This window comes from Mordavella massiliensis (genome assembly GCF_016902415.1).
Lineage (GTDB): Bacteria > Bacillota > Clostridia > Lachnospirales > Lachnospiraceae > Merdimonas > Merdimonas faecigallinarum.
In genome coordinates, this window is record NZ_JACJLV010000005.1 from 52,473 (window position 1) to 75,168 (window position 22,696).

Here is a 22,696-nt window from a genome sequence, read left to right on the forward strand (position 1 = left end):
CATAAATCTGGAGGAACTTATGCAGATCACAAAACAAAGATGTGTCGTTTGTTTGAAAGCGCTTGCCGCCGCATTCGGGCTTGTTTTATTCGATCAGATCACAAAACTGATGGTAGTGGAAAATCTGAAGGACCAGAGTCCTTTTGTACTCCTGGATGGTATTTTTGAACTCCGGTATCTGGAGAACAGAGGGGCCGCTTTTGGAATTTTTCAGGGCTGGCAGTTTTTCTTTATCATCAGTGCCGTATTCATTACAGCAATCGTTGTATGGCTTTTTTGGAAAATTCCCCTGGAGCCCCGTTTTCTTCCGCTGCAGATCTGTGCTGTCCTGATTTTCTCCGGCGCGTGGGGAAATTGTATCGACAGGATAAGTCTGGGGTATGTCGTGGACTTTTTTTATTTTGTACTCATAGATTTCCCCATCTTTAACATTGCAGATATTTATGTCACGGTTGCGGCATTTGCCCTTGTTCTTTTGTTATTCTTTTATTACAAGGAGGAAGATTTTGAAAGAATACTTCACCATAGAAAGCCAGGAAGGGGAACGGATTGACCGATATCTGGCAGAAGAACTGGAAGATCAGTCCAGATCCTATATCCAGAAACTAATCAAAGAAGAACATGTTTTAGTAAACGGAAAGCCTGTAAAAGCCAATTACAGGCTTTTAGCAGGTGATAATATTTCTTTGTCACTTCCGGAAATCAAAGAACCGGACATTCCGCCTGAGAAGATTCCATTGGATATTTTATATGAAGATCAGGATCTGCTGGTCGTCAATAAGCCAAAACAGATGGTTGTCCACCCGGCTCCGGGGCATTATACCGGAACACTGGTCAATGCATTGATGTATCATTGCGGATCTGAATTGTCCGGCATTAACGGCGTCATGCGTCCGGGGATCGTTCACAGGATCGATATGGACACCACAGGATCTTTAGTTGTCTGCAAAACAGACGCCGCTCACCAGTGTCTGTCCGCCCAGCTGAAAGAACATTCGATTCACCGGATTTACGAAGCAATCGTTCATGGCAATCTCAAAGAAGACAGCGGTACAGTCAATGCGCCGATCGGACGCCATCCAACCGACAGAAAGAAGATGAGTGTCCACACAAAGAACGGAAAACCTGCGATTACCCATTATCAGGTACTTCAGCGTTTTGGAAATTATACGTATATCCGTTGCAGGCTTGAGACCGGGCGGACCCATCAGATCCGTGTCCATATGGCAAGTATCGGGCATCCGCTTCTTGGAGATGCGGTTTATGGGCCGAAAAAATGTCCGTTCCCACAATTGCAGGGGCAGACCCTTCACGCCCGGATTATCGGGTTTATTCATCCTTCTACCGGCGAGTATCTGGAAATAGAAGCTCCTTTGCCACAATATTTTGTGGAATTATTAGACAAATTGATGTATAATACCTAATATACGATAAAGGAGCGTGAATAGTATGGCAAAAACATCTACAATCATTACAATTGGAAGAGAATACGGCAGTGCCGGACGTGAAATCGGTTACAAAGTAGCAGATGAGCTGGGGATTAAATTATATGATAAAGAAATGCTCAACCGCGCAGCAAAAGAAAGCGGTATCTGCCAGGAATTGTTTGAGACTCATGACGAAAAGCCCACAAACAGCTTCCTTTATTCTCTGGTGATGGATACCTATTCTTTCGGGTATTCTTCCGGAAGCTACACCGATATGCCGATCAATCATAAGGTGTTCCTGGCGCAGTTTGATGCGATCAAGAAAATTGCGGAAGAGGGACCTTGTATTCTTGTAGGCCGGTGTGCAGATTATGCGCTGGAAAATTATGATAACGTGCTGAGTATCTTTGTTCATGCCAATCTGGATGCGAGAATCCGCCGGATTGCCCGTCTCTACGACCTGACGGATGCAAAGGCAAAGGAGAAGATCCAGAAGATCGATAAGCAGCGTTCCAGTTATTACAATTATTACAGCAATAAGAAATGGTCCGCAGCCGACAGTTACGATGTCTGCCTTGACAGCTCTGTTCTCGGAATCGACGGAACGGCAGAAGCCATTCTTAAACTTGTAGAAATTAAAGAAAAAGATGAGCCTAAACGCTTGTAAACAACAATATAGCTATTTGATGAATAAAAAACTGTCTGGTCAGACTAAGCCAGACAGTTTTTTATATTTACCTGGTATGCGGGATACGTTCCGGCCATCCCTGAATATTTCCATTTAAGATAGCGGTAAACATTCGTTGCTTCACTCCCGGATTTTCCTGATTCAGCATACGGATCAGATCCTTCGCATACTGACGTTTCGTCAGACCGTCAATCGGACAGCGGCTTTTCACAACCGGAAGATCATATTTATGCTGAAATCCAATCACATCCGCCTCATCTACAAACATGATGGGACGAATGACCGTCAGATCCATACGATCCAGATAAGTACGGGGCGAAAAAGAATAGAAGCGTCCCTCGAAGAAGAGGGAGAGCAGCATGGTTTCTACAATATCATCCTTGTGATGCGCATACGCCACCTTATTACACCCCATCTTTTTCACTTCCTGATTCAGCGCGCCTTTTCGCATTTTCGCACATAAAGAACAGGGATTGGGTTCCTTCCGGTCTTCAAATAAAATATGTGCAATGTCTGTTTTTACAATATGATAAGGCACGTTCAGTTCTTTACAAAGTTCAACGACCGGAGAAAAATCACAGGCTTCATAGCCAAGATCAACTGTCACAGCGCTCAGTTCAAAATGATTGGGATAAAAACGCTTCAACCCGTGCAGGGCATACAGAAGTGTCAGACTGTCCTTTCCTCCGGATATCCCGACAGCAATATGATCGCCTTCCTCAATCATCTGGTATTCATCCACAGCTTTTCTCGTATAACTTAATAATTGTTGTAATTTCATGATATGCGAATCCTTTCCTGTCACCTCTTTAGCTTTCCCGGAGTTTAACCGCTGATGCGGCCTGACGCCTCCGGTCTTCGTCAATCGCAGCGTAATGTTTCTTGGTGGTATTTACATCTTTGTGTCCGAGAACATCAGCAACCAGATATATATCACCTGTTTCCTTGTATAAAGAAGTTCCATAGGTGCTACGAAGTTTGTGCGGAGTGATTTTTTTATATGGCGTCACCTGTTTTGCGTATTTTTTTACCATATTCTCCACTGCCTGTACGCCCATGCGCTTTTTCTGTGTAGAAAGAAACAGCGCATTTTCATGGCCGGAGAGGGGAGTGATCATTTTTCGGTCTCCATTAATATAATTCTGCAGAGCTGAAGCGACCTCCTCTCCAAAATATACAACCATCTGATTGCCGCCTTTCCGTGTAACTGTAATCCCGTTATTCTTAAAATCCACATCTCTAAGATCCAGGCCCACACATTCCGAAACACGGATCCCGGTCCCCAGAAGAAGCGTCAGGATTGCAAGGTCCCGGTCCCTGGTTTTCTTATAATAAGCAAGCGCCTGACCGGTCAATTTAGATCCTGCAGATTCCACAAAATCAAGCAAAAGAGCCACTTCATCGGCATCCAGTCTGATAATCGCCTTTTCGTGAAGTTTTGGCATATCCACCAATAACACCGGATTCTTTGTAATAATCTGATGTTTATAGTAATAGTTGTAAAAACTTCTCAAGGCAGACATTTTACGCGCCAGACCCTTTTCACCGTTCGTCATCAGCTCCTGATCCGAATCACGTTTGTAAACCTTCAGATATTCCATATATTCCTCAATATCCACAGGCTCCAGACGTTCCAGATCCTGCGCCGTAAACTGATCAATCGTATAATTCTTATAAACCGGATTATTTTCCATTAAAAAATGAAAAAACACACGGATATCATAGGCATAATTCATGCGCGTCTTGGCAGAAGAACGCGGTTCAATGGCACGGAAAAAATCCTTAGCAAAGTCCGGAAGCGTCTTCAAAACCTCCCTGAGCCGAAGCGTCTGGTCAATCCGGGCCTGTTCATGATAAGTTCTGGTCTCAGCCATAACATAAAACCCCCTGTACAAAAATAGAAAAATCCCCTGAAATCTGGTATATTATATCACATGCAGGAAAAACTGTCCATATCTTTTGGAAAAATCGAGATTTGACGTATAGATTGATACAGTTCGCACTGCTTAGAATTTCATACAGCATCTGTATGCTTGCATACATGAGGCAGGATGAAATTCTGGAAAGCAAGTGTATCTTGTATCTTTCACCGTTCATAATATAAGATCCGAAGCTCTTCGCTCCGGATCTTACGTGGGTGAGTATAATATATATATCAAATGCGGAATAAACATCTGTTTTTCAAAATACTGATGCAGGCGGCAACAAATAGCAAGCCAATATCAAATCAAATGTCATCCACATTGATATGCTATCTGCTTTCATTAATCTGCATAATAGACAACTGTCAGGTATTCTCCTGCCTGTATGGAATCTGCAGCCATGCCATTGATTTTCATGATCTCTCCAACATAACTACGGATAGTCTCCTGGTTATCTGTTTCTGCATATTCAGAGGCAATGTCCCATAAGGTATCGCCAGACTCCACCTCAATGCTCTTATAGTATTTATTTAAGGTATTCTGAGAATCATCGTGTGCGTCTGCCATACGACTTCCCGCCAGAATGCTGAAGCACAAAACAAATACAAGTGTTGCAAAACAGAAAGCCATTTTCTTTAAATAAACCTGTCTCATTCTTTTTCTCTGATGATGAAGTCTTCTGGTATTCATATTCTCTTTCCTCCCCAAATAATTTGTAATATTAATATCTCCCTTATTAATTCGAACAAGTGTTCAAAACTTATGTTCTTATTATATGTCCCGAACAGATGTTTGTCAACTGTTTTTACGCAAAAAATCGAACATATTTTCCGAAACATTTGTTTGCTTTTTAATCTTTGCTGTGTTAAAATATTTTATAAGAAATTTAAAGTAGTCATTTGTATGATCTTGCAATTCGGGAGGTATATCATGGCACAGGGAAAAATCAGTGCAAAACAATTAGAAATATTAGAATACATTAAATCACAGATTTTGGAGCGTGGTTTTCCTCCCTCAGTACGTGATATCTGTGAAGCAGTTCATTTAAAATCCACTTCTTCTGTTCACTCTCATCTCGAAACCTTGGAAAAGAACGGATATATCCGCAGAGATCCTACGAAGCCAAGAGCCATTGAGATCCTGGATGAATCATTTAACTTTACACGCCGGGAAATGGTCAATGTTCCGATCGTCGGTCGTGTTGCTGCCGGAGAACCTCTCCTCGCAGAACAGAATATTGAGAACTACTTCCCTATTCCTATGGAATACATGCCAAATCAGCAGACATTTATGTTGAAGGTCCGTGGTGAAAGTATGATCAATGCCGGCATTCTTGATGGGGATTATGTACTTGTCGAGCAGGCACAGACAGCCAGAAACGGAGATATGGTTGTTGCTCTGATTGAAGACGGCGCAACAGTAAAAACATTTTATAAAGAAGAAGGGATCATCCGTCTGCAGCCGGAAAATGATTATATGGATCCGATTATTGTTCGAGATGTACAGATCATGGGAAAAGTCATTGGTGTATTCCGTTTCTTTTAAGCTTCAGATTATAGAACAAGCTTGTTTTCCAGGACTTCGGAAACAAGCTTGTTTTTTTCATTCTACTATTCTGTTGTATGCTTTATCGCTCCAATTATCTTACGGATCGTTTTTTCTTTTTCCTCTAAAGCATCCGCAATCTCTGGAAGTGACAAGCCTTTCGCCAGCTTCTTTTCAATCTGTAACCGTAAAAGCCGCTCCTTCCCCTGCTCAAGGCCTTTTTGGATTCCTAATTCTTCTACATAATCACTTAGATTGCACATCTGATTCAACTCCTCTCTATCTTACCGTCATCACCCATATGGTTTACCGTGTACGCTTCCAGGTTTAAGGCTCCTTCGGAATATGTTTGATGCACATATTGATATTCAACAGTATCTTCTAATGCGAATTTCTTGAGAAAGGATTATGAAAGTTCCTCTTTTTCTACTCTTCTGCCGTCATTCCAGATCCGTTCCAGATTATAGAAACTCCGGTTTTCCCTGTCAAAGATGTGTACGATCACATCACCGTAATCCATCAGTACCCAGGTCCCGGAATTACGTCCTTCCTGCTGACGGATAGAATAACCGTTTTTGTGCATGATCTCTTCCACACTGTCTACCAGCGCCTGGATCTGACTGTCGCTTCCCGCGCTGCAGATTACGAAATAATCTGCCAGAACAGAGATCTGTGAGATATCGATCATCACGATATCTTCCCCTTTTTTATCTTCTAATGCCTGATACACCAGCTGCAACATGTGTTTTGACTGCTCCATAGATTCTCCTCCTTTATCTCCATCTATTCTTTCATTAATACTGTTTTATAATAATTATAAGTCTTTTCTGTCATCGGATCGATAGGCTTTGACAACCGGTTCAGATACTCCAGCGAATCTTCCAGGATCCGATACAGGCACTCATCAATATTCTGGAAAGCAAGATGCCTTACTTCTTCCATGTTTGCAAGTTCCGGCCTGCCCGGTTCAATATAGTCGGCAATGTAAATGATTTTTTCCAGGAGTGTCATATGCGGGTGCCCGGTTGTATGACTGGCGATCGCATTGATAATTTCCTTATCTTCAATATGATATTTTTTCGCAGCCAGAAACGCCCCCAGCTTAGCGTGGAGAAGACTGGGATTCTCCCGTTCTACTTCCGACACATTCAGATGATACTTCTCACACATTTTAACCTTATTCTCTCCCGGAATACACTTTGCACAATCATGAAGAAGACCTGCTAACAGCGCCTGCTCCACATCTGCGCCGTGACACATCGCCATGGAAGCAGCGGTGTACATCACGCCAAGAGTATGTTCATACCGTTCTTTATCCAGTTCTGCTATTAATTTACGGCGTATTTTCGTAATCTGCTGATTCATAGACACTCATTCTCTCTTTTCTGATTTCAAGAACGATATAGACCGTTCTCCTTTATATATTGAACCACCGGCTTCGGCACATATGGGGAGATATCCTGCCCCTCTTTTATAAGCTGCCGAAGTTCATGGGACGCAACGTGCATCAGCGGCGTCACCAAAAGTCTTATGTCTGCATGATATTTTTCCTGCAGATCCCAGATCTTTTCCTCCATCATTTTTCTGGAGTTTACTTCATCCCGGTAAGCCGCCAGAATGGTACACCGGGGAAAAATCCGTTCCGGGTGAACCCAGCTTTCAATGGAAAAAAGCGAATCCGCGCCGATAATAAAATACATCTGATCATTCGGATATTTTTCATGGAAATATTCCAGGGTGCGGTACGTGCAGGAAACCTCCTTACGCCTGGCCTCATATGTCTCTACCCGGAAGTAGGGAACCCCTGAAACCGCAAGCCTTGTCATGGTCACTCTGTCCGACGCATCCGCTTCTATCCTGCTGTTCTTTTTATGGGGAGGGTTACCATTTGGCAGAAACCAGATCTGATCCAGTTCAAATGCTTCATAAGCCGCCTCCCCCAACATCAAATGTCCATTATGGATCGGATCAAAGGTTCCGCCCATTATCCCGATTTTCATATCCTGTCACCTTTGGTTTCTTTTTACTTATGGAAGCTGGATCTTTTTATTTTTATCTTTGCCTTCTTTATAAAGAACGATTTTCTTGCCAATCACCTGGACCACCTGGGCATGTGTTCTCTCAGCCATCATCGCGGCCAGTTCTTTAGGATCATCTGCACAGTTTTTCAGTACGCTGATCTTAATAAGTTCTCTTGCGTCCAGCGCCTCTTTTACTGCCTGTGTAAGTTCCGGCGACATACTGTTCTTCCCGATCTGAAAGATCGGATCCATTGTCATGGCCAGACTCTTTAAATATGCTCTCTGCTTTGTTGTCATCGTCAAACTCCTTATTTATAATAATCAAACTGCAACCCGTACATACGGACCGTGTCGCCTTCCTGAATGCCGGCTGCCTCCAGTTCATCCAGAATACCCGTATCTTTCAGGAACTTCTGGAAAAACATAAATCCTTTTTCGGAATCCAGATTTGTATACCCCAGCATCTTTTCGATCTTCGGGCCCTCCACGACATAGACATCTTCCTCTTTTGTCACAGTATATGGAAGATTTTCGTAAAGAAGTTCTTCTTCAGGGAAATATTCCTGCTGGAAGGTGATCGGTTCTTTCTCCAGCTGATCCAGCTGCTCAGATACATAATATAAAAGCTCCTGGATACCTTCTCCGGTTACTCCGGAAATTGGAAATACGGGATATCCCTTTGGCTCAAACTCCTTTTTCAGACGTTCCACCGGATCTTCTCCTTCCGGATAGATCACGTCTGTCTTGTTTGCCGCGATCACCTGCGGGCGCGCCGCAATTTCCGGGTTATAGGCCTTCAGTTCTTCATTGATCTTATAGATATCTTCTACCGGATCTCTGCCTTCTGTTCCGGCAGCGTCCACCACATGGATCATCATGCGGGTACGTTCAATATGGCGGAGAAATTCATGTCCAAGGCCAAGCCCTTCCGATGCGCCTTCGATAAGGCCGGGAATATCCGCGATCACAAATCCCTTCCCGTTTGGGAGATCAACCACACCAAGATTAGGATTTAAGGTCGTAAAATGATAATTCGCGATCTTGGGCTTCGCATTGGTAACTCTGGAAAGCAGGGTGGATTTTCCAACATTGGGAAATCCGATCAGTCCGACATCTGCGATCACTTTCAGTTCCAGCTGTACCCAGAGTTCTCTGGATGGCTGTCCGGGCTGTGCGTACTTGGGGATCTGCATGGTGGCAGTTGCGTAATGCTGATTGCCAAGACCGCCTTTTCCGCCTTTTAATACCACCTGTCTGCGGTTATCTCCGGACATATCAGCGATCACCTTGCCGGTTTCCGCTTCTTTGATCACGGTTCCTTCCGGCACCTTTAACACAATATCGTCCGCATCGGCCCCGTGGCAGCGGCGTTTCCCTCCCGGCTCTCCGTCTTTCGCGGCAAACTTCCTGCGGTGGCGGAAATCCTGAAGTGTATTCAATCCTTCATCCACTTCAAAGATCACATCACCGCCGCGGCCTCCATCGCCGCCGTCCGGACCTCCGTTTGGAACATAAAGTTCCCGCCGGAAACTGACATGGCCGTCCCCGCCTTTTCCTGATCTGATCAAAATCTTTGCTCTATCTGCAAACATAGATAATTCCTTTCTCTAAAACTAATCCATCTCACATCTGATATAAGTGCATTCATTATAACAAAAAAGAGTGCTGCCTTCAACTGTTACCAGTCCATGCAACACTCTTCATATCGCTTTGATTACTCAGCTGCCACCGGATAGATAGAAACCTGTTTCTTATCTCTTCCTTTTCTCTCAAATCTGACAACGCCGTCCACCAGTGCGAATAAAGTATCATCACCGCCGCGGCCTACATTGATGCCCGGATGGATCTTTGTTCCGCGCTGTCTGTAGAGGATGTTGCCTGCTTTTACGAACTGACCGTCCGCTCTCTTTGCTCCAAGTCTCTTGGACTCAGAATCTCTGCCGTTCTTTGTAGAACCAACACCCTTTTTATGAGCGAAATACTGAAGGTTTAATTTCATCATGGTTGCTGCACCTCCTCGAATGTTAAATCAATATATCCTGCATAGTTCTCATCGTCTTCCATCTGTGTCAGACCTAAGACCATGGTCTTAAAAAGGAGTTCTGTCTCCTTTGTGGGCTCGCTTTCCAGTATAACCCGGAGCTGTCCTTCATCCTCATTCCCGGATACGACAAGCCCGGCGTCTGCGTAAAGCTCCAGGGCGTTTGCCGTATTGATCATCAGTATCGATGCGGCCGCACAGACGATATCGTCTCCGGCTTCGGCATACCCGGCATGTCCTTTTGCGTCAAATCCGAGATATTCACCCTTTTTATTCTGACAGATGGTTACATGAATCATTGGATACTCTCCAGAATTAAGCGTTGATCTTGTCGATCTTTACAGCAGTGTACTGCTGTCTGTGACCATTTTTCTTATGGTATCCAGTTTTTCTCTTAAACTTGTAAACAACGACTTTTTTTGCTTTTCCGTTTTCTACAACAGAAGCTTCAACGGTTGCGCCCTCAACAGTCGGATTACCGATCTTAAGGCCGTTATCGCTTACTGCAAGCACCTGGTCAAATGTATAAGTCTCTCCGGCTTCTACACCAAGCTTTTCTACTTTAATGATATCGCCTTCGGCTACTTTGTACTGTTTACCACCTGTTGCTATAATCGCGTACATATGGCACCTCCTATTATCATTACTCGCCAACTACGGTGTCCTTTCACGGACTTTGAAACCTCATTGTGCGGCATACTGTAATATAGTAGCACAGGATCATCCCTATTGCAAGATGTTTCGCCAACTTTTTTATGAAACTTTTTATAAAAACATTCCCGAAAAATAATCGTCTACTCGACGGGTATATCCAGCAGCCGGCAGGCATTTTCTGCGAAGATCATCTTCTTTTCCTGTTTAGATAAACTGCATGCAGACAGATATCGGACAAATTCTTTCTGTCCTGCCCACGGAGAATCCGTTCCGAATAAGATCTTATCCGCGCCGTGCTTTCTTACGATCCGGACCAGCTGTTCTTCCGGAACCACGCCAAGCACCACCGCTGTATCCAGGTAAACATTTTCACCTGCCAGGAGATCTTCTACTTCATCACAGCACTGATTGCCGCCCAGATGGGCAAGAACCAGTTTTTCCGGCTGCACTTCCCGGATCACCTCTAGTGCCATCTTTGGCGTACAGTGGATATCTTCCGGGCACTTGGGGTCCAGGCCTGCATGGACACTGACGATCAGGCCAAGTTCCGATGCACAGGACACAATCCTTTTATACCGGATGTCATTAAAATATGTATCCTGGTAGTCCGGATGCAGCTTAATCCCTTTCAGACCGGCATCCCGGATCCCTTTCAGGATTTCTTTGTAATTCTCGCATTCCGGATGGATCCCGCCAAAAGAAAGGATCGGGCCCTCCTGAAATTCACAGGCAAACCGGTTGATTGAGTCCACCTGCGAAGGTTTTGTCACTGCCGGAAGCGATACGGACAGATCCACTCCCGCTTCTTTCGCGGATCGGATCAGATCTTTTGCAGTGCCATCGGTATCCGGCTCAGTCTGACAGATATCTTTTAAGAAATCCAATGTCCGCGCCGCAATCTTTTCCGGAAAAATATGCGTATGAAAATCAATGATCATGCTTTTTTTCGCACTCCTTTATCTTGTCATAGCAGAAACTGATGATATCCCTTCGGGTAATGATCCCGATAAAATGAGACTGATCATCTACCACAGGAACAAAGTTCTGCTCCATTGCCCTTTCGATCAGATCCTCCATATTAGATTCCGCCGACACACTCAAATAATCCATACGTCTTTGCACCTTCAGGATACTGATGTCCTCCGCATCCTTCAGATTCAAAAGATCCCGTTTTTTCAGCGACCACAAAAGATCACCTTCTGTAATGGTGCCTACATATTTCCCCTCTTTATTTAAGATAGGCACAGAAGAATACTTGTGGTACTCCATGATCTCCAGCGCCTGGCGTAACGTATGATAGTCATAAATATAAGCAACCTCGCTTTTTGGCCGCAGGAAAAATAAAATGTTCATAAACCTCTCCCCTAAGTATCATTTTCTTAAATCATTGTAGTTACAAAAATGTCGTAAATGGCCCGGATGGCATCCTCAAAATCATGATTGCGGACTCCGATGATCACATTCAGACCGCTGGAACCCTGATCGATCATTTTTACCTTTACATTTGCATGGGCAAGGGCGGAAAAAATTCTTCCGGACACACCTCTGGCAGTCTGCATGCCTCTGCCGACTACAGCGATCAGCGCAAGGTCTGATTCCAGTTCCAGAAAATCCGGATGAACCGCCCGGTGGATCCCTGCGATCACTTTCTGTTCTTTATCCGCAAACTCATCCTGATGAACAAAGACAGTAAGCGTATCAATTCCCGACGGCATATGTTCGATCGCGATCCCGTTATCGGCAAAAACCTGCAGAACCTTCACACAGAACCCCACCTCTGCGTTCATCATAGCTTTTTCTACCGTAACGGAAGCAAAATCTTTCTTTCCCGCAATCCCCGTGATCACAAAACGCGGCTTCCGACAGGTGTTTTCCACAATCAGTGTTCCTGGATCCGCCGGAATATTGGTGTTGCGGATATTAATGGGAATTCCTTCCTGACGGACAGGGAAGATCGCATCCTCATGAAGGACCGTTGCGCCCATATAAGATAATTCACGAAGTTCCCGGTATGTAATCACATCAATCGCTTTGGGATTGTCAACAACTCTTGGATCTGCGATCAGAAATCCGGATACATCCGTCCAGTTTTCATACATATCCGCATGGACCGCTTTTGCTACGATCGAGCCGGTAATATCAGATCCGCCTCTGGAAAACGTCTTCACAGACCCGTCGGGCATAGATCCGTAAAAACCGGGGATCACTGCCCGCTCTGTCTGTGACAGCACTTCTGACAGGATCCGGTCTGTCTTCTCCGCGTCAAAATTGCCGGATGCATCAAAAAAGATCACATCCGCAGCGTCAACAAAAGTATACCCCAGATATTCCGCCATGATCCGGCCATTGAGATACTCTCCTCTGGACGCCGCATAGTCTCTTCCCGTCTTTTTCAGGAATTTTTCCCGGATCTCAAGGAACTCCTCTTCCAGATCCAGTGAGATTCCCAGTCCCTCTATGATCTCCTCATATCGCTTACGGATCTGGGAAAGACGGTCTTCAAATTCCTCTGAAAAATCTTCCTCGTCTGTGAGCGCAGCTCCGTAACATCCGTAAAGCATATCCGTTACTTTTGTATCATCCGGTGAACGCTTCCCCGGTGCGGAAGGGACTACATATCTTCTTTCTTCCTCCTTCCGGATGATCTGCCCCGCTTTTTGAAACTGGGCCGCATCCGCCAGGGAACTTCCGCCAAACTTTACAACTTTTATCATCTGTCCTGTCATCCTCCAACTTACTCTTCAACCAGATTTATTTTACATCATTTCCAAAAATCCTGCAATCCTTTCACATCTGGATCCTGTGACCCAGATCTTCAAGCGGAAGATATGACCCATCTGCAGTTTTCGCATACAGATCTTTTCTGTGTATATGAAAGGGGTGTTCTTCCGAGGCAAGCCCCATATATTTAAGAAATGTCTCCATCACAAGATCCGGCTTTAAGTTTTCCTCACTGCCTGCAGCCAGAAACATGGAAAGTCCCTCTCCGGAGGCTTCCATCCGGTAAATCATCGGACGGATGTTCACTTCTTTTTCACTCCGCTTGGTTTTCTTCATTACATTAAGAGTGGTTTCTTTCAGGAACGCTTCAAGAGCGCGATCCCATTCTCCTGGAACAGGAACCGTCTCATACATAGACTTTCCGGAAACCAGCATCGTAATCTCATAGGCAGCTGCCGCCACGATCGTCATACCGCTAGATTTTTTATCCTCCGGGATCTCTGTGAAACTCACCACATCCATGCCTTCCACCATAACCTGGTTCAGCCTTTTTACCGCTTCATCGGAAGCAACCGGCTCTTTCAGTTCGATATCCAGATATTCTCCGTCGCTGGTAACACCGATCCCAAGCGGCTGCGCAAAGGACATGATCATGTGAGGACTGTATCCCCCTGTAAAAGCAATAGGAATGTCTGCCCGCCGCATGGCCTTCTGAAAATAGCGCATAACGTCCAGATGTCCGATGAACCGCATAATCCCGTATTTGCGAAATTTAATTCTTGCCTTCAATGCAGACACCTCCTTTCCACTTCGCCACACCGCATCCGGAACACTGCATCCGGCAGTTTGGCGTTACTTGCGCATTCACGGCCCGTTCCCACTCTTTTTTCAGGAACTGTTTCGTCACGCCGATATCAATAAAATCCCAGGGGAATGTCTCATCCAGTGAACGCTCCCGCAGATTGTAGAATCCGATATCCACACCGGTGTCTTCAAACGCCTGCATCCACTTATCATTGTCAAAAAGGTCTCCCCAGGAATCATAAAGACATCCAAGCCGGTAAGCTTCCCGGATCACACGGCCCACTCTGCGATCCCCTCTCGCCAGTACGCCCTCCAGCACGGTCACCTCTGCATCGTGCCAGTGATATTTCAGGCTTTTCCTGTTGAGCTGCTCCTGAAATGCATGCTTCACAACAGCGGCCTTTGCAATATATTCTTCATTGGTATACATCTTTGCCCACTGAAATGGCGTGAAGGGCTTGGGAATAAAGAAAGAGGTACTGGTAGTGATCTGGCACTTGCCGTTTCTCTGATCTTTGGGAATCTCATAATACCGTCTGGCGATTTTATCCGCCAGTTCCGGTATTGCCTTCATATCTTCTTCCGTCTCTGACGGCAGACCCAGCATAAAATAAAGCTTCACCTTGTTCCAGCCGCCCTCAAAAGCCTCCCCTGCGCCTTCCAGGATCATCTCTTCTGTCAGTCCTTTATTAATGACGTTGCGCATTCTCTGGGAGCCGGCCTCCGGTGCGAAGGTCAGGCTGCTCTTGCGGATATCCTGGACTTTTTCCATGACATCCAGAGAGAACGCATCGATCCTCAGGGAAGGCAGAGAAATATTGATCCCTTTGCCCTGAAATTCCTCAATCAGAAATTCCACCAGTTCCTTTAGCTGGCTGTAATCACTGGAACTTAAGGAACTTAAGGAAATCTCCTCATGACCGGTACTTTTCAACATGGAGTAAGCATATTTTTTCAACTGTTCCACACTTCGCTCCCTGGTCGGCCGGTAGATCATTCCCGCCTGGCAGAACCGGCATCCCCGGATACATCCCCGCATGATCTCCAGCACCACCCGGTCCTGGGTTACTTTAATAAAAGGCACAACCGGTTTTTCCGGATATGTGATCTCGTCCATGTTCATCACCACCTGCTTGGTGATCACAGGCTTTGCGTGTACATTTACCGGATAAAAATCCTGAATGGTTCCGTCTTCCTGATATGTCACTTCATAAAAGGCCGGAACATAGATCCCTTCAATCTCTGCGGCAGCTTCCAAAAACTCCTTTCTGGAGCCTCCCCTCCTCCGGATCTCTTTGTACACGTCAAACAGACGGTCATAAACCGTCTCGCCTTCTCCGATATAAAACAGATCAAAAAAGTCTGCCAGCGGTTCCGGATTATACACACAGGGTCCTCCGCCGATCACGATCGGATCCTCCCAGGTACGGTCCGTTGCGTCAAAGGGGATCCCGGACAGTTCCAGGATCTGCAGGATGTTGGTATAACACATCTCATACTGGATCGTAATGCCCAGAAAATCAAAATCCCTTACCGGCTCCTGGGATTCCAGAGCAAACAGCGGGATCTTCTCCTCTTTCATCATCTTGTCCAGATCGATCCAGGGGGAAAACACCCGCTCACACCACACGTCATCCCTGCGGTTGAACATATCATAGAGGATCTTCATGCCTAAATGGGACATGCCGATCTCATAAACGTCGGGGAAGCACATGGCAAAGCGGATATCCACGCTCTCCTTGTCTTTGTACACAGAATTGACCTCTCCGCCGATATAACGGGCAGGCTTTTCAATCTTCATTAAAATCTCATCATTTAAGGCTAATTTACGCATTTGATTGTATTGATTACTCCTTTAAAATTCATGATTTTCAAGAATCGCTACAAAATATTGTATTGAATTTTAGATACACTGTCAATGCGTTTCAGAATACCATTTTGCAAATTGACTTCTTTGTTAAAAAACTTCAGACTATCCTTTGTATGCGAAATCATGATCACCATTCTTTGATTCTGACGCAAACACTCAAAAAAAGCCTCTCTTGTCTTTGTATCAAGCCCATGTTCCGGTTCATCCATCAGAACACAGGGTGCCGGGGAAAGAAGCGCTCTTATCAGGCAGATTTTTTGCTTTTCTCCAAGCGACAGGTCTTTTCCGTTTTCTGTTACAATGGTGTCATATCCATCCGGAAAACACAGAATCCTGTCATGGATGCCAAGCATTTCCGCATATTCTTCCACTTCATTCCTGTCCGGTACTTTGCCAAACCGGCAGCAGTCCAGCGTCATATTTTCATAAAAACTGATATTTAAAAGTTCCGGCTCCTGTGGAACATAAGCGAAGAATCTTTGTGTGCACGGAAATGTCTGCTTATCGGATACAATTGTGATCTCGCCTGTTTGCGGCGTCAGATCCCCAAGGAGCAGTTTCATCAGTGTAGATTTTCCGGCTCCGTTCACTCCGGTCAGTACGCAATGTTCCTGAAACGGTACAGCAAAGGAAATATCTCTTAATACGGGAGCCTGCCCCGGATAAGCGAAGGTAAGATGCGTGATCTGAAGCGCCCCGTTTTGCACATGCCGGCTTTCCTCTTTCTTTCCCTCGTTTTCCTTATCCGCGCTTACTCCTGACAGAGGTATATACATCTGTCAGATAGTTCCATGTGTTGGTAAAACAGTTAAAAAAGCGAAAAATGAAAGGTGCCAGCGCAAAGATAAATGCCAGGTCTGCCATCTGGATCTTCTGACGGGACATAAGAAGGATGCAGACGGCCACGCTGCTGATAAGGCCGGTGTCTTCCAGGAGATTCGATACAAACTGAGCGTATCGCAGCGTATTTTCTTTTTTCTGTTCTGCGGACACCGCACGACGGATGGTTCTTTCTCCTTTTTCAAGCAGAACATTTTGGATCCCGCTTTCCCGGATCGTGGTAAGCTGTTCACTCAAATACTGAAAAAAAGACGTATGTCCATCGAAAGTTTCCCGCTGCAGGGCGGAATATTCCTTTACCTTCTTTTGAAAAAAGCGGTTCAGGATCGCAGACGGCATCCCTAATATCAGAAACGGCAGCAGAATCACCGGTTTCCAGAGAGCAAAGACCAGGATCGATAATATTCCGAGTAAAAAAGGCTCCACAAAGTGAATCGTAAAACCCATAAATAAAAAATCGCTCATAACATTTCCGCTGTCATTTAATAAAAGGGACAAAACCTTTCCTTCTGACATTTGCAGACGTTTTTCCCGCGAACAAAAGAGCCATGATCTTAACTGTCTTTTATTCATGCTTCCCACAATCCGTTCGGCGCTTAAACCCGAGAGCCAGTATCCGGATATGGTCGGTATCCTGGAAACACAATAGAGTCCAAAAAGGAACAGAAGAATTACAACGATATTTCTACTTTCCTGTCCATAACCGGCCACAGTTCTTAACAAACAGGAATTCGTAAATTGTATCAGGAACCATGCCCCTGCAACCAGAGCGGAACCGGCAAGAGCTTTCAAAGTATCCGCGGGACGGATTGCCATAATAATCCAAAAGTCCTTCCAGATTTCCTTTGCTTTATGAATTTTTCTCATAGTTCTCCTCCTTCCATGCGACTTCCCTTTGATCCCCTAACTGGATTCCCCTGTCAAAATATGGGAGCAGTTCTGTATGATGCGTGGTCATACACACGGTCCGTCCGGAATCGCACAGAAACTGAATAATCTTTTTCTCCCCGGATTGATCCAGAGAATTCGTTGCTTCATCCAGCAGGATTACCGGCGTTCCCGACAGCCACGCACGTGCCAGGCCGATACGTTCCCGTTGGCCTCCAGACAGATTTTCCCCGTTATCTTTAACAAGGTATTCCAGAATATCCTGCGCTCCCCGGTCCGGGAACGCGGAATAAAAATCAAATGCACAGAGGGCTTTGATGATTTTTTCTTCTTCTATCACTTTCCCGCAGGTCAGATTGTCTCTAAGCGTCCCCTCCCACAAAACAGGTTCTGCGGAAACATAGGAAAGGATCTGACGCATACCGGTAAGAGAATAGGTCTCCGGAGCCTCTCCACAAACACGTACCCTTCCCGCAGAAGGCTGGTATATCCCACATATCAGTTTTAAAACCGTTGTTTTTCCACTTCCATTTTTTCCAAGCAAAAGAACCTTCTCTCCAGCCTTTACTTGAAAGGAAAGCTGTTCAAAGACAGTAGAATCGTGATAACAAAAGAAAACCTTTTCAAAACAGATCACTGGATGGTATTCATAAAATGTCTCAAGCCGGCCGGATTTTTGTTTCGGACAATCTATCAGTTCTTTTACCCGCTCCATAAACACTTCCAGTGTTGGAAAATTCGCCATAAAATCATCCAGATCCGCCAATTCTTCATTAAAAGCATAGGTAAACAGAAATGCACTTAGAAAAGCCGCGGCAGATATCCTGTCCTGACCGGCAAGAACGCTCCCCCATATGCCGATCAGCAAAAGCGGAACTTTGTTCAGCAAAATTGCCGGACTCATCCATCCCACAAGCGCGCCCATCGTTCTTCCGAATATTTTTGCATAACGCTCGTTTACTTCTTCCATACGGGACAACATCTTTTCTTGTGCTGAAGTATGTGTAATCAGGTCATGATGGGAAACCAGATCCTGGAACACGGCATTTCTTTCACTTAAAACCGCTGTTGAATTATGCAGGTACTGCCGGGTTATTTCACGGCCTTTCCATTCAGAAAAGAACAGAAACGGAAGCGGAAGCACAAAGGCTGCTCCCAGGATCAGGTGATAACCAGACAGGTATATTGCGTTAAAAGCCAGTAAACCCGCACTTTTAAACAATTTCGGCAGATAAACGGCCATCGCTTCTGCAGTGCAGTCTACATCCTCACAGCTTTTTCCAATCAGATCTCCGCCGCGCTGCTCTACTGTCCAGGCATAATCTGCCACCAAAAGATTTCCTGTGATCTTTTCCGAATATCTTTTTTTCAGTTCCATTTTCAATTGTAAAGTAATTTGTGAATAAGCAAACCGGCACACAGTATAGGACAGTTTTCCGCCCGCAAAGACCAGAAAAATCAGAGAAATACTCTCTGCAGCCTGCCGGTTCCCGGATAGGATTTCTGAAAATCCATAAGAAAAACTCAGATTCGCAATAACAGACAATACAACCAGAAGCATCATGACGCCATAATACTTCCAAATAAATGTCTCCTTCAAAAAATAAGAAACTAATGATCCTTCTTTTTCAATGTTTTCGATAAACCTCATACTTTCTTCCAATTTTCCTTTCTTTGAATATTAATGTTTTCATATTCATTCCTCCATTTCATAATATTGTAGTTATATTTAAAGACCCTCTCCAGCGTCTGTCATAATTTTGCCTATATCTTACCATAGTTTTCCGAAATAATCCATTTACTTTCCGCTTTTTGTCTGTTAAGATAAATTCGTTATCTTTACGAATGAGCTTTCAAAAGGAGGAAAACATGTTAGAAAAAATATTCAAGCTGAAAGAAAACGGCACAGATGTGAAAACAGAAATCCTTGCCGGAGTCACTACGTTTATGACCATGGCCTATATCCTTGCCGTAAACCCCAGCATTTTAAGTGAGGCCGGTATGGACCAGGGGGCTGTATTTACCGCCACTGCGGTTGCCTCATTCCTTGGCACTCTCTTTATGGCCTTTTTTGCCAATTATCCTTTTGCACTGGCGCCCGGCATGGGTCTCAACGCCTACTTTGCCTACACGGTAGTACTCGGTATGGGCTATAGCTGGCAGACAGCTCTGACAGCCGTATTCTGCGAAGGTATTATCTTCATTGTCCTGTCCTTAACCAATGTGCGGGAAGCCATCTTTAATGCGATCCCCAAGAATCTGAAATCAGCGGTCAGTGTCGGGATCGGTCTGTTTATTGCATTTATCGGTCTCCAGAATGCGAAGATCGTCATCGGCGGTTCTTCTCTGCTTCAGCTCTTCTCCATAGACGAATACAACGCTCTGAACGGAGTCGAAGCAAGTTTCAGTGATGTGGGGATTACCGTACTTCTCGCGGTCATCGGTATTCTGATCACTGGATTTCTTGTGATCAAAAATATAAAGGGAAATATCCTCTGGGGAATCCTGATCACCTGGCTGCTTGGAATCCTCTGCCAGCTGACGGGGCTGTATCAGCCAAACGCAGAACTCGGGTTCTACAGCCTGCTTCCGGATTTCAGCAACGGACTTGCTATCCCAAGCCTTTCCCCGATCTTTGGAAAGCTGGAATTTTCCGGAATCTTTTCTCTGGAATTCCTGGTTGTTATTTTTGCCTTTTTATTTGTAGATATCTTTGATACTCTGGGGACACTGATCGGCGTATCCACCAAAGCCAAAATGCTGGATGAGAACGGAAAGCTCCCGCGGATCAAAGGGGCTCTCATGGCGGACGCAGTTGCAACCACCGCCGGTGCAGTACTGGGAACTTCTACAGTCACTACTTTCGTAGAGAGCGCATCCGGTGTGACCGAAGGCGGACGGACCGGTCTTACCTCTTTTACGACAGCTATCTTGTTCGGTATCGCGCTCCTCTTCTCACCGATCTTTCTGGCGATTCCTTCCTTTGCCACGGCTCCGGCCCTGGTAGTGGTTGGTTTCTATATGCTGACAAATGTAACAGATATCGACTTCAGTGATATTGCAGAGGCGCTTCCCTGCTACATCTGCATCATTGCCATGCCGTTCTTCTACAGTATCTCTGAAGGAATCTCCATGGGCGTGATCTCCTATGTCGTGCTGAATCTTCTCACCGGAAAGGCAAAAGGCCGGATCAGTATCCTGATGTATGTACTGGCGATACTGTTCGTGCTGAAATACCTGTTCCTGTAAAAGAATCTATTTCAGATCAAAAGCCTTCCATGATGGTTGGATGTCATTTCTGTCCAACCCTCACAGAAGGCTTCTTTTCTGTCATTTTGCCTGTTTTGGTATTTTATCTGTCTGCCAGTTCCCGGATAATATCCTCCCAGCTGATCCCTTTTTCCACCATTAGCACCATGGCGTGATAAAGGAAGTCTGAAAGTTCATATTTTACTTCTTCCGGATTGGGGTTCTTTGCTGCGATCACGACTTCTGTCGCTTCCTCGCCGACTTTCTTTAAGATTTTATCAATCCCTTTGTCAAACAGATAATTGGTATAGGACCCTTCTTTGGGATTTTCTTTCCGGTCAAGGATCGTATTGTACACGGATTCAAAAATCTTTAACGGATTATTTTCATCATAGTCGGTACCAGCCAGCGGCTGGAAAAAGCAGGTCGGATTGCCGGTGTGACACGCTGCCCCCACCTGGTCCACCTTTGCCAGCAATGTATCCAGATCACAGTCAATGGTCAGGGACTTGACATACTGAAAATGTCCGCTGGTCTCTCCTTTGACCCAAAGGCTCTGGCGGCTTCTGCTGTAATATGTCATCCTGCCGGTCTTGATGGTCTGATTAAATGCTTCCTCGTTCATATAAGCCAGCATCAGTACCTCCTGGGTTTTATAATGCTGGACGATTACAGGGATCAGCTCCTGTTCATTGGTCTTAAACTGGGAAAACTCCATAATACTTTCAAAAGAGGTCATTTTAATATTCTGTTCGGAACATTTCTCTTTAAACGCATGAAAATCCATATCCGGGCGGCTGATATATCTGCCGGATAATCCCTTGACCCCGGGGGACTTAAGAATCTTAAACAGCTCTTTTTCCTCCTGTGTATCCGTGACGATCACACAGGGAATATCCGTAACATTCATGACAGAATCCAGATCCAGTCTGTGCATGAATACGATTTCTCCACAGCACTCTTCAATCAGATGCTGATGCTTAAACAACGCGTCAAAGTCCTGCAGAGAAACGGCGATTTTTTCCTTTCCAAACCGTTTCGCCGCATCCTCCATCAGTTTGGGGCTGTCCTGCCTGGAAAAATTAATGATCGCCCGTTTTGCCCCTGCGTACAGGATTTTTTTCACATCCTCCTGCCTTTTCACATTGCCTCCCGCAATCATGGGGATCCGGATGATCCGGTTAATCCGTTTCATCAGATCAATGGCTTCTTCATGTTCTTCATCGGAATCTGAAAGGTCAAAAACAATCAGCTCATCCGCGCCGTGATCACTGTAATATTTTGCAAGCCCGATCACATCCTCTGCTATGAGCGTTTTGTCATCGAACCAGGTTACCGCCTTCCCTCCTGCGATCAGGATACAGGGAATCAGTCTTTTATAGCTAGCAGTCATATTTGATCTATCTCTCCTTTATCTCTGTCTGAGAAACTCTTATAAGCTTCCTTTTGTGGTCCAGGCGCCCTGGATCCTGGGTTCCTCCTGTACCGCCATGTCAAGCGCTTTTCCAAAGCTTTTAAACAGCGCTTCCGCCATGTGATGGTTGTTGCCGCCGTCCAGGATCTTCACATGAAGGTTCATCATGGCATGACTGGACACAGCATAGAAAAATTCCCGGATCATTTCCGTGTCCAGTTCTCCCAGACGGGGTACTGTAAATGCCGCGTCATAATTAAGGTAAGCCCTGCCCGACAGATCTACCGCACACAGAGCCAGCGTCTCGTCCATAGGCAGGATACTGTGGCCATATCTCTTGATCCCGGCTTTATCTCCCAGTGCCTGGCAAAGTGCATCCCCCAGAACAATCCCCACATCTTCTACGGTGTGGTGGCAGTCTACCTCCAGGTCTCCTTTTACACTTATCTCCAGATCAAAAAGCCCGTGTCTTGCAAAACCATCCAGCATGTGATCCAAAAATCCTATCCCTGTATGGATACTGGTTTTTCCGGATCCGTCCAGATTCAGGCTCATGGCAATCTCGGTTTCTTTCGTTTTCCTTTTACAAACCGCTGTTCTTTCCATGTGTTT

Annotated in this window: 27 protein-coding genes; 5 read left to right on the forward strand and 22 right to left on the reverse strand. The window is 45.3% G+C overall.

Annotated elements, in window-relative coordinates; all coding sequences use genetic code 11:
* Window positions 1–19 precede the first annotated feature (19 nt).
* The 3 genes from lspA to H6A13_RS02565 are packed head-to-tail and all read left to right on the forward strand — an operon-like array spanning window position 20 to window position 2,094.
* On the forward strand, window positions 20–553 hold the full coding sequence (lspA, locus tag H6A13_RS02555; protein WP_204908057.1) for a signal peptidase II: 534 nt from the start codon (window positions 20–22) through the stop codon (window positions 551–553).
* Window positions 504–1,424, forward strand: a complete 921-nt coding sequence (locus H6A13_RS02560; RefSeq protein WP_420827214.1) for an RluA family pseudouridine synthase — start codon at window positions 504–506, stop codon at window positions 1,422–1,424. Before lspA ends, H6A13_RS02560 begins: the two co-directional genes overlap by 50 nt.
* A 25-nt stretch (window positions 1,425–1,449) precedes the next feature.
* Window positions 1,450–2,094, forward strand: a complete 645-nt coding sequence (locus tag H6A13_RS02565; RefSeq protein ID WP_204908059.1) for a cytidylate kinase-like family protein — start codon at window positions 1,450–1,452, stop codon at window positions 2,092–2,094.
* A 67-nt stretch (window positions 2,095–2,161) separates the two neighbouring features.
* On the opposite strand, the gene H6A13_RS02570 is transcribed toward H6A13_RS02565, so the two are convergent.
* From H6A13_RS02570 to H6A13_RS02580, 3 genes are all read right to left on the reverse strand, one after another.
* Complete coding sequence (locus H6A13_RS02570; protein ID WP_204908060.1) at window positions 2,162–2,896, reverse strand: tRNA lysidine(34) synthetase; 735 nt, start codon at window positions 2,894–2,896, stop codon at window positions 2,162–2,164.
* Between the two features lie 28 nt (window positions 2,897–2,924).
* Window positions 2,925–3,989 (reverse strand): tyrosine-type recombinase/integrase, encoded by a 1,065-nt coding sequence (locus tag H6A13_RS02575; protein ID WP_204908061.1) that lies wholly within the window; start codon window positions 3,987–3,989, stop codon window positions 2,925–2,927.
* A gap of 390 nt (window positions 3,990–4,379) precedes the next feature.
* Window positions 4,380–4,727, reverse strand: a complete 348-nt coding sequence (locus tag H6A13_RS02580; protein WP_204908062.1) for a LysM peptidoglycan-binding domain-containing protein — start codon at window positions 4,725–4,727, stop codon at window positions 4,380–4,382.
* A 240-nt stretch (window positions 4,728–4,967) separates the two neighbouring features.
* Here H6A13_RS02580 and lexA point away from each other — a divergent pair, with 240 nt between their 5' ends.
* The gene (lexA, locus tag H6A13_RS02585; RefSeq protein WP_204908063.1) at window positions 4,968–5,582 is read left to right on the forward strand and encodes a transcriptional repressor LexA; all 615 of its coding nucleotides are present in this window, start codon (window positions 4,968–4,970) and stop codon (window positions 5,580–5,582) included.
* Window positions 5,583–5,647: 65 nt separating this feature from the next.
* On the opposite strand, the gene H6A13_RS02590 is transcribed toward lexA, so the two are convergent.
* The 17 genes from H6A13_RS02590 to H6A13_RS02670 all read right to left on the reverse strand — a co-directional run bounded on the left by H6A13_RS02590 (window position 5,648) and on the right by H6A13_RS02670 (window position 19,072).
* Window positions 5,648–5,845, reverse strand: coding sequence for a hypothetical protein (locus tag H6A13_RS02590; RefSeq protein WP_204908064.1), 198 nt, complete (start codon window positions 5,843–5,845; stop codon window positions 5,648–5,650).
* Window positions 5,846–5,988: 143 nt separating this feature from the next.
* The gene (gene rsfS, locus H6A13_RS02595; RefSeq protein WP_204908065.1) at window positions 5,989–6,342 is read right to left on the reverse strand and encodes a ribosome silencing factor; all 354 of its coding nucleotides are present in this window, start codon (window positions 6,340–6,342) and stop codon (window positions 5,989–5,991) included.
* Between the two features lie 23 nt (window positions 6,343–6,365).
* Window positions 6,366–6,947: a bis(5'-nucleosyl)-tetraphosphatase (symmetrical) YqeK gene (gene yqeK / locus H6A13_RS02600; protein ID WP_204908066.1), complete on the reverse strand. Its 582-nt coding sequence runs from the start codon at window positions 6,945–6,947 to the stop codon at window positions 6,366–6,368.
* A gap of 26 nt (window positions 6,948–6,973) precedes the next feature.
* Window positions 6,974–7,582 (reverse strand): nicotinate-nucleotide adenylyltransferase, encoded by a 609-nt coding sequence (nadD, locus tag H6A13_RS02605; protein WP_204908067.1) that lies wholly within the window; start codon window positions 7,580–7,582, stop codon window positions 6,974–6,976.
* A 27-nt stretch (window positions 7,583–7,609) separates the two neighbouring features.
* Complete coding sequence (yhbY, locus tag H6A13_RS02610; RefSeq protein ID WP_204908068.1) at window positions 7,610–7,900, reverse strand: ribosome assembly RNA-binding protein YhbY; 291 nt, start codon at window positions 7,898–7,900, stop codon at window positions 7,610–7,612.
* 11 nt (window positions 7,901–7,911) lie between these two features.
* Window positions 7,912–9,195, reverse strand: coding sequence for a GTPase ObgE (gene obgE / locus H6A13_RS02615; RefSeq protein WP_204908069.1), 1,284 nt, complete (start codon window positions 9,193–9,195; stop codon window positions 7,912–7,914).
* A 122-nt stretch (window positions 9,196–9,317) separates the two neighbouring features.
* Window positions 9,318–9,605 carry a 50S ribosomal protein L27 gene (rpmA, locus tag H6A13_RS02620; RefSeq protein WP_204908070.1) on the reverse strand — a complete coding sequence of 96 codons (288 nt, stop codon included), beginning with the start codon at window positions 9,603–9,605 and terminating at the stop codon, window positions 9,318–9,320.
* Window positions 9,602–9,943 carry a ribosomal-processing cysteine protease Prp gene (locus H6A13_RS02625; protein ID WP_204908071.1) on the reverse strand — a complete coding sequence of 114 codons (342 nt, stop codon included), beginning with the start codon at window positions 9,941–9,943 and terminating at the stop codon, window positions 9,602–9,604. The genes rpmA and H6A13_RS02625 overlap by 4 nt, the downstream gene beginning before the upstream one ends.
* 16 nt (window positions 9,944–9,959) lie before the next feature.
* Window positions 9,960–10,268, reverse strand: coding sequence for a 50S ribosomal protein L21 (gene rplU, locus H6A13_RS02630; protein WP_204908072.1), 309 nt, complete (start codon window positions 10,266–10,268; stop codon window positions 9,960–9,962).
* 170 nt (window positions 10,269–10,438) lie between these two features.
* Window positions 10,439–11,236 (reverse strand): amidohydrolase family protein, encoded by a 798-nt coding sequence (locus tag H6A13_RS02635; RefSeq protein ID WP_204908073.1) that lies wholly within the window; start codon window positions 11,234–11,236, stop codon window positions 10,439–10,441.
* On the reverse strand, window positions 11,226–11,651 hold the full coding sequence (locus tag H6A13_RS02640; RefSeq protein ID WP_204908074.1) for a CBS domain-containing protein: 426 nt from the start codon (window positions 11,649–11,651) through the stop codon (window positions 11,226–11,228). The genes H6A13_RS02635 and H6A13_RS02640 overlap by 11 nt, the downstream gene beginning before the upstream one ends.
* A 26-nt stretch (window positions 11,652–11,677) precedes the next feature.
* The gene (locus H6A13_RS02645; RefSeq protein ID WP_204908075.1) at window positions 11,678–13,012 is read right to left on the reverse strand and encodes an aspartate kinase; all 1,335 of its coding nucleotides are present in this window, start codon (window positions 13,010–13,012) and stop codon (window positions 11,678–11,680) included.
* A gap of 73 nt (window positions 13,013–13,085) precedes the next feature.
* Window positions 13,086–13,817, reverse strand: a complete 732-nt coding sequence (locus tag H6A13_RS02650; protein ID WP_338042992.1) for a TIGR03936 family radical SAM-associated protein — start codon at window positions 13,815–13,817, stop codon at window positions 13,086–13,088.
* On the reverse strand, window positions 13,792–15,657 hold the full coding sequence (locus tag H6A13_RS02655) for a TIGR03960 family B12-binding radical SAM protein (RefSeq protein ID WP_204908077.1): 1,866 nt from the start codon (window positions 15,655–15,657) through the stop codon (window positions 13,792–13,794). The genes H6A13_RS02650 and H6A13_RS02655 overlap by 26 nt, the downstream gene beginning before the upstream one ends.
* 47 nt (window positions 15,658–15,704) lie before the next feature.
* Complete coding sequence (locus H6A13_RS02660) at window positions 15,705–16,469, reverse strand: ATP-binding cassette domain-containing protein (RefSeq protein ID WP_204908078.1); 765 nt, start codon at window positions 16,467–16,469, stop codon at window positions 15,705–15,707.
* Window positions 16,435–17,400: an ABC transporter transmembrane domain-containing protein gene (locus H6A13_RS02665; RefSeq protein ID WP_204908079.1), complete on the reverse strand. Its 966-nt coding sequence runs from the start codon at window positions 17,398–17,400 to the stop codon at window positions 16,435–16,437. The genes H6A13_RS02660 and H6A13_RS02665 overlap by 35 nt, the downstream gene beginning before the upstream one ends.
* On the reverse strand, window positions 17,384–19,072 hold the full coding sequence (locus tag H6A13_RS02670; RefSeq protein ID WP_204908080.1) for an ATP-binding cassette domain-containing protein: 1,689 nt from the start codon (window positions 19,070–19,072) through the stop codon (window positions 17,384–17,386). Before H6A13_RS02670 ends, H6A13_RS02665 begins: the two co-directional genes overlap by 17 nt.
* Window positions 19,073–19,290: 218 nt before the next feature.
* Between H6A13_RS02670 and H6A13_RS02675 the strand changes: the two genes are divergently transcribed.
* Window positions 19,291–20,670 carry an NCS2 family permease gene (locus H6A13_RS02675; protein WP_204908081.1) on the forward strand — a complete coding sequence of 460 codons (1,380 nt, stop codon included), beginning with the start codon at window positions 19,291–19,293 and terminating at the stop codon, window positions 20,668–20,670.
* Window positions 20,671–20,773: 103 nt separating this feature from the next.
* Here H6A13_RS02675 and hisIE read toward each other — a convergent pair whose 3' ends face one another.
* Both hisIE and hisB read right to left on the reverse strand, forming a co-directional pair.
* Window positions 20,774–22,063: a bifunctional phosphoribosyl-AMP cyclohydrolase/phosphoribosyl-ATP diphosphatase HisIE gene (hisIE, locus tag H6A13_RS02680; RefSeq protein WP_204908082.1), complete on the reverse strand. Its 1,290-nt coding sequence runs from the start codon at window positions 22,061–22,063 to the stop codon at window positions 20,774–20,776.
* Between the two features lie 39 nt (window positions 22,064–22,102).
* Window positions 22,103–22,690, reverse strand: a complete 588-nt coding sequence (hisB, locus tag H6A13_RS02685) for an imidazoleglycerol-phosphate dehydratase HisB (protein WP_204908083.1) — start codon at window positions 22,688–22,690, stop codon at window positions 22,103–22,105.
* Window positions 22,691–22,696 lie beyond the last annotated feature (6 nt).

What these genes read in the sequence shown, in the direction of transcription:
- H6A13_RS02635 (WP_204908073.1), bottom strand. Translation starts at nt 11,236, where the DNA reads ATGATCATTGATTTTCATACGCATATTTTTCCGGAAAAGATTGCGGCG.
- obgE (WP_204908069.1), bottom strand. Translation starts at nt 9,195, where the DNA reads ATGTTTGCAGATAGAGCAAAGATTTTGATCAGATCAGGAAAAGGCGGG.
- lexA (WP_204908063.1), top strand. Translation starts at nt 4,968, where the DNA reads ATGGCACAGGGAAAAATCAGTGCAAAACAATTAGAAATATTAGAATAC.
- H6A13_RS02640 (WP_204908074.1), bottom strand. Translation starts at nt 11,651, where the DNA reads ATGAACATTTTATTTTTCCTGCGGCCAAAAAGCGAGGTTGCTTATATT.
- H6A13_RS02570 (WP_204908060.1), bottom strand. Translation starts at nt 2,896, where the DNA reads ATGAAATTACAACAATTATTAAGTTATACGAGAAAAGCTGTGGATGAA.
- hisB (WP_204908083.1), bottom strand. Translation starts at nt 22,690, where the DNA reads ATGGAAAGAACAGCGGTTTGTAAAAGGAAAACGAAAGAAACCGAGATT.
- lspA (WP_204908057.1), top strand. Translation starts at nt 20, where the DNA reads ATGCAGATCACAAAACAAAGATGTGTCGTTTGTTTGAAAGCGCTTGCC.
- rplU (WP_204908072.1), bottom strand. Translation starts at nt 10,268, where the DNA reads ATGTACGCGATTATAGCAACAGGTGGTAAACAGTACAAAGTAGCCGAA.
- rsfS (WP_204908065.1), bottom strand. Translation starts at nt 6,342, where the DNA reads ATGGAGCAGTCAAAACACATGTTGCAGCTGGTGTATCAGGCATTAGAA.
- H6A13_RS02575 (WP_204908061.1), bottom strand. Translation starts at nt 3,989, where the DNA reads ATGGCTGAGACCAGAACTTATCATGAACAGGCCCGGATTGACCAGACG.
- H6A13_RS02625 (WP_204908071.1), bottom strand. Translation starts at nt 9,943, where the DNA reads ATGATTCATGTAACCATCTGTCAGAATAAAAAGGGTGAATATCTCGGA.
- hisIE (WP_204908082.1), bottom strand. Translation starts at nt 22,063, where the DNA reads ATGACTGCTAGCTATAAAAGACTGATTCCCTGTATCCTGATCGCAGGA.
- H6A13_RS02665 (WP_204908079.1), bottom strand. Translation starts at nt 17,400, where the DNA reads ATGAGAAAAATTCATAAAGCAAAGGAAATCTGGAAGGACTTTTGGATT.
- H6A13_RS02670 (WP_204908080.1), bottom strand. Translation starts at nt 19,072, where the DNA reads ATGAGGTTTATCGAAAACATTGAAAAAGAAGGATCATTAGTTTCTTAT.
- yhbY (WP_204908068.1), bottom strand. Translation starts at nt 7,900, where the DNA reads ATGACAACAAAGCAGAGAGCATATTTAAAGAGTCTGGCCATGACAATG.
- nadD (WP_204908067.1), bottom strand. Translation starts at nt 7,582, where the DNA reads ATGAAAATCGGGATAATGGGCGGAACCTTTGATCCGATCCATAATGGA.
- yqeK (WP_204908066.1), bottom strand. Translation starts at nt 6,947, where the DNA reads ATGAATCAGCAGATTACGAAAATACGCCGTAAATTAATAGCAGAACTG.
- rpmA (WP_204908070.1), bottom strand. Translation starts at nt 9,605, where the DNA reads ATGATGAAATTAAACCTTCAGTATTTCGCTCATAAAAAGGGTGTTGGT.
- H6A13_RS02590 (WP_204908064.1), bottom strand. Translation starts at nt 5,845, where the DNA reads ATGTGCAATCTAAGTGATTATGTAGAAGAATTAGGAATCCAAAAAGGC.
- H6A13_RS02660 (WP_204908078.1), bottom strand. Translation starts at nt 16,469, where the DNA reads ATGTATATACCTCTGTCAGGAGTAAGCGCGGATAAGGAAAACGAGGGA.
- H6A13_RS02655 (WP_204908077.1), bottom strand. Translation starts at nt 15,657, where the DNA reads ATGCGTAAATTAGCCTTAAATGATGAGATTTTAATGAAGATTGAAAAG.
- H6A13_RS02645 (WP_204908075.1), bottom strand. Translation starts at nt 13,012, where the DNA reads ATGATAAAAGTTGTAAAGTTTGGCGGAAGTTCCCTGGCGGATGCGGCC.
- H6A13_RS02565 (WP_204908059.1), top strand. Translation starts at nt 1,450, where the DNA reads ATGGCAAAAACATCTACAATCATTACAATTGGAAGAGAATACGGCAGT.
- H6A13_RS02580 (WP_204908062.1), bottom strand. Translation starts at nt 4,727, where the DNA reads ATGAATACCAGAAGACTTCATCATCAGAGAAAAAGAATGAGACAGGTT.
- H6A13_RS02675 (WP_204908081.1), top strand. Translation starts at nt 19,291, where the DNA reads ATGTTAGAAAAAATATTCAAGCTGAAAGAAAACGGCACAGATGTGAAA.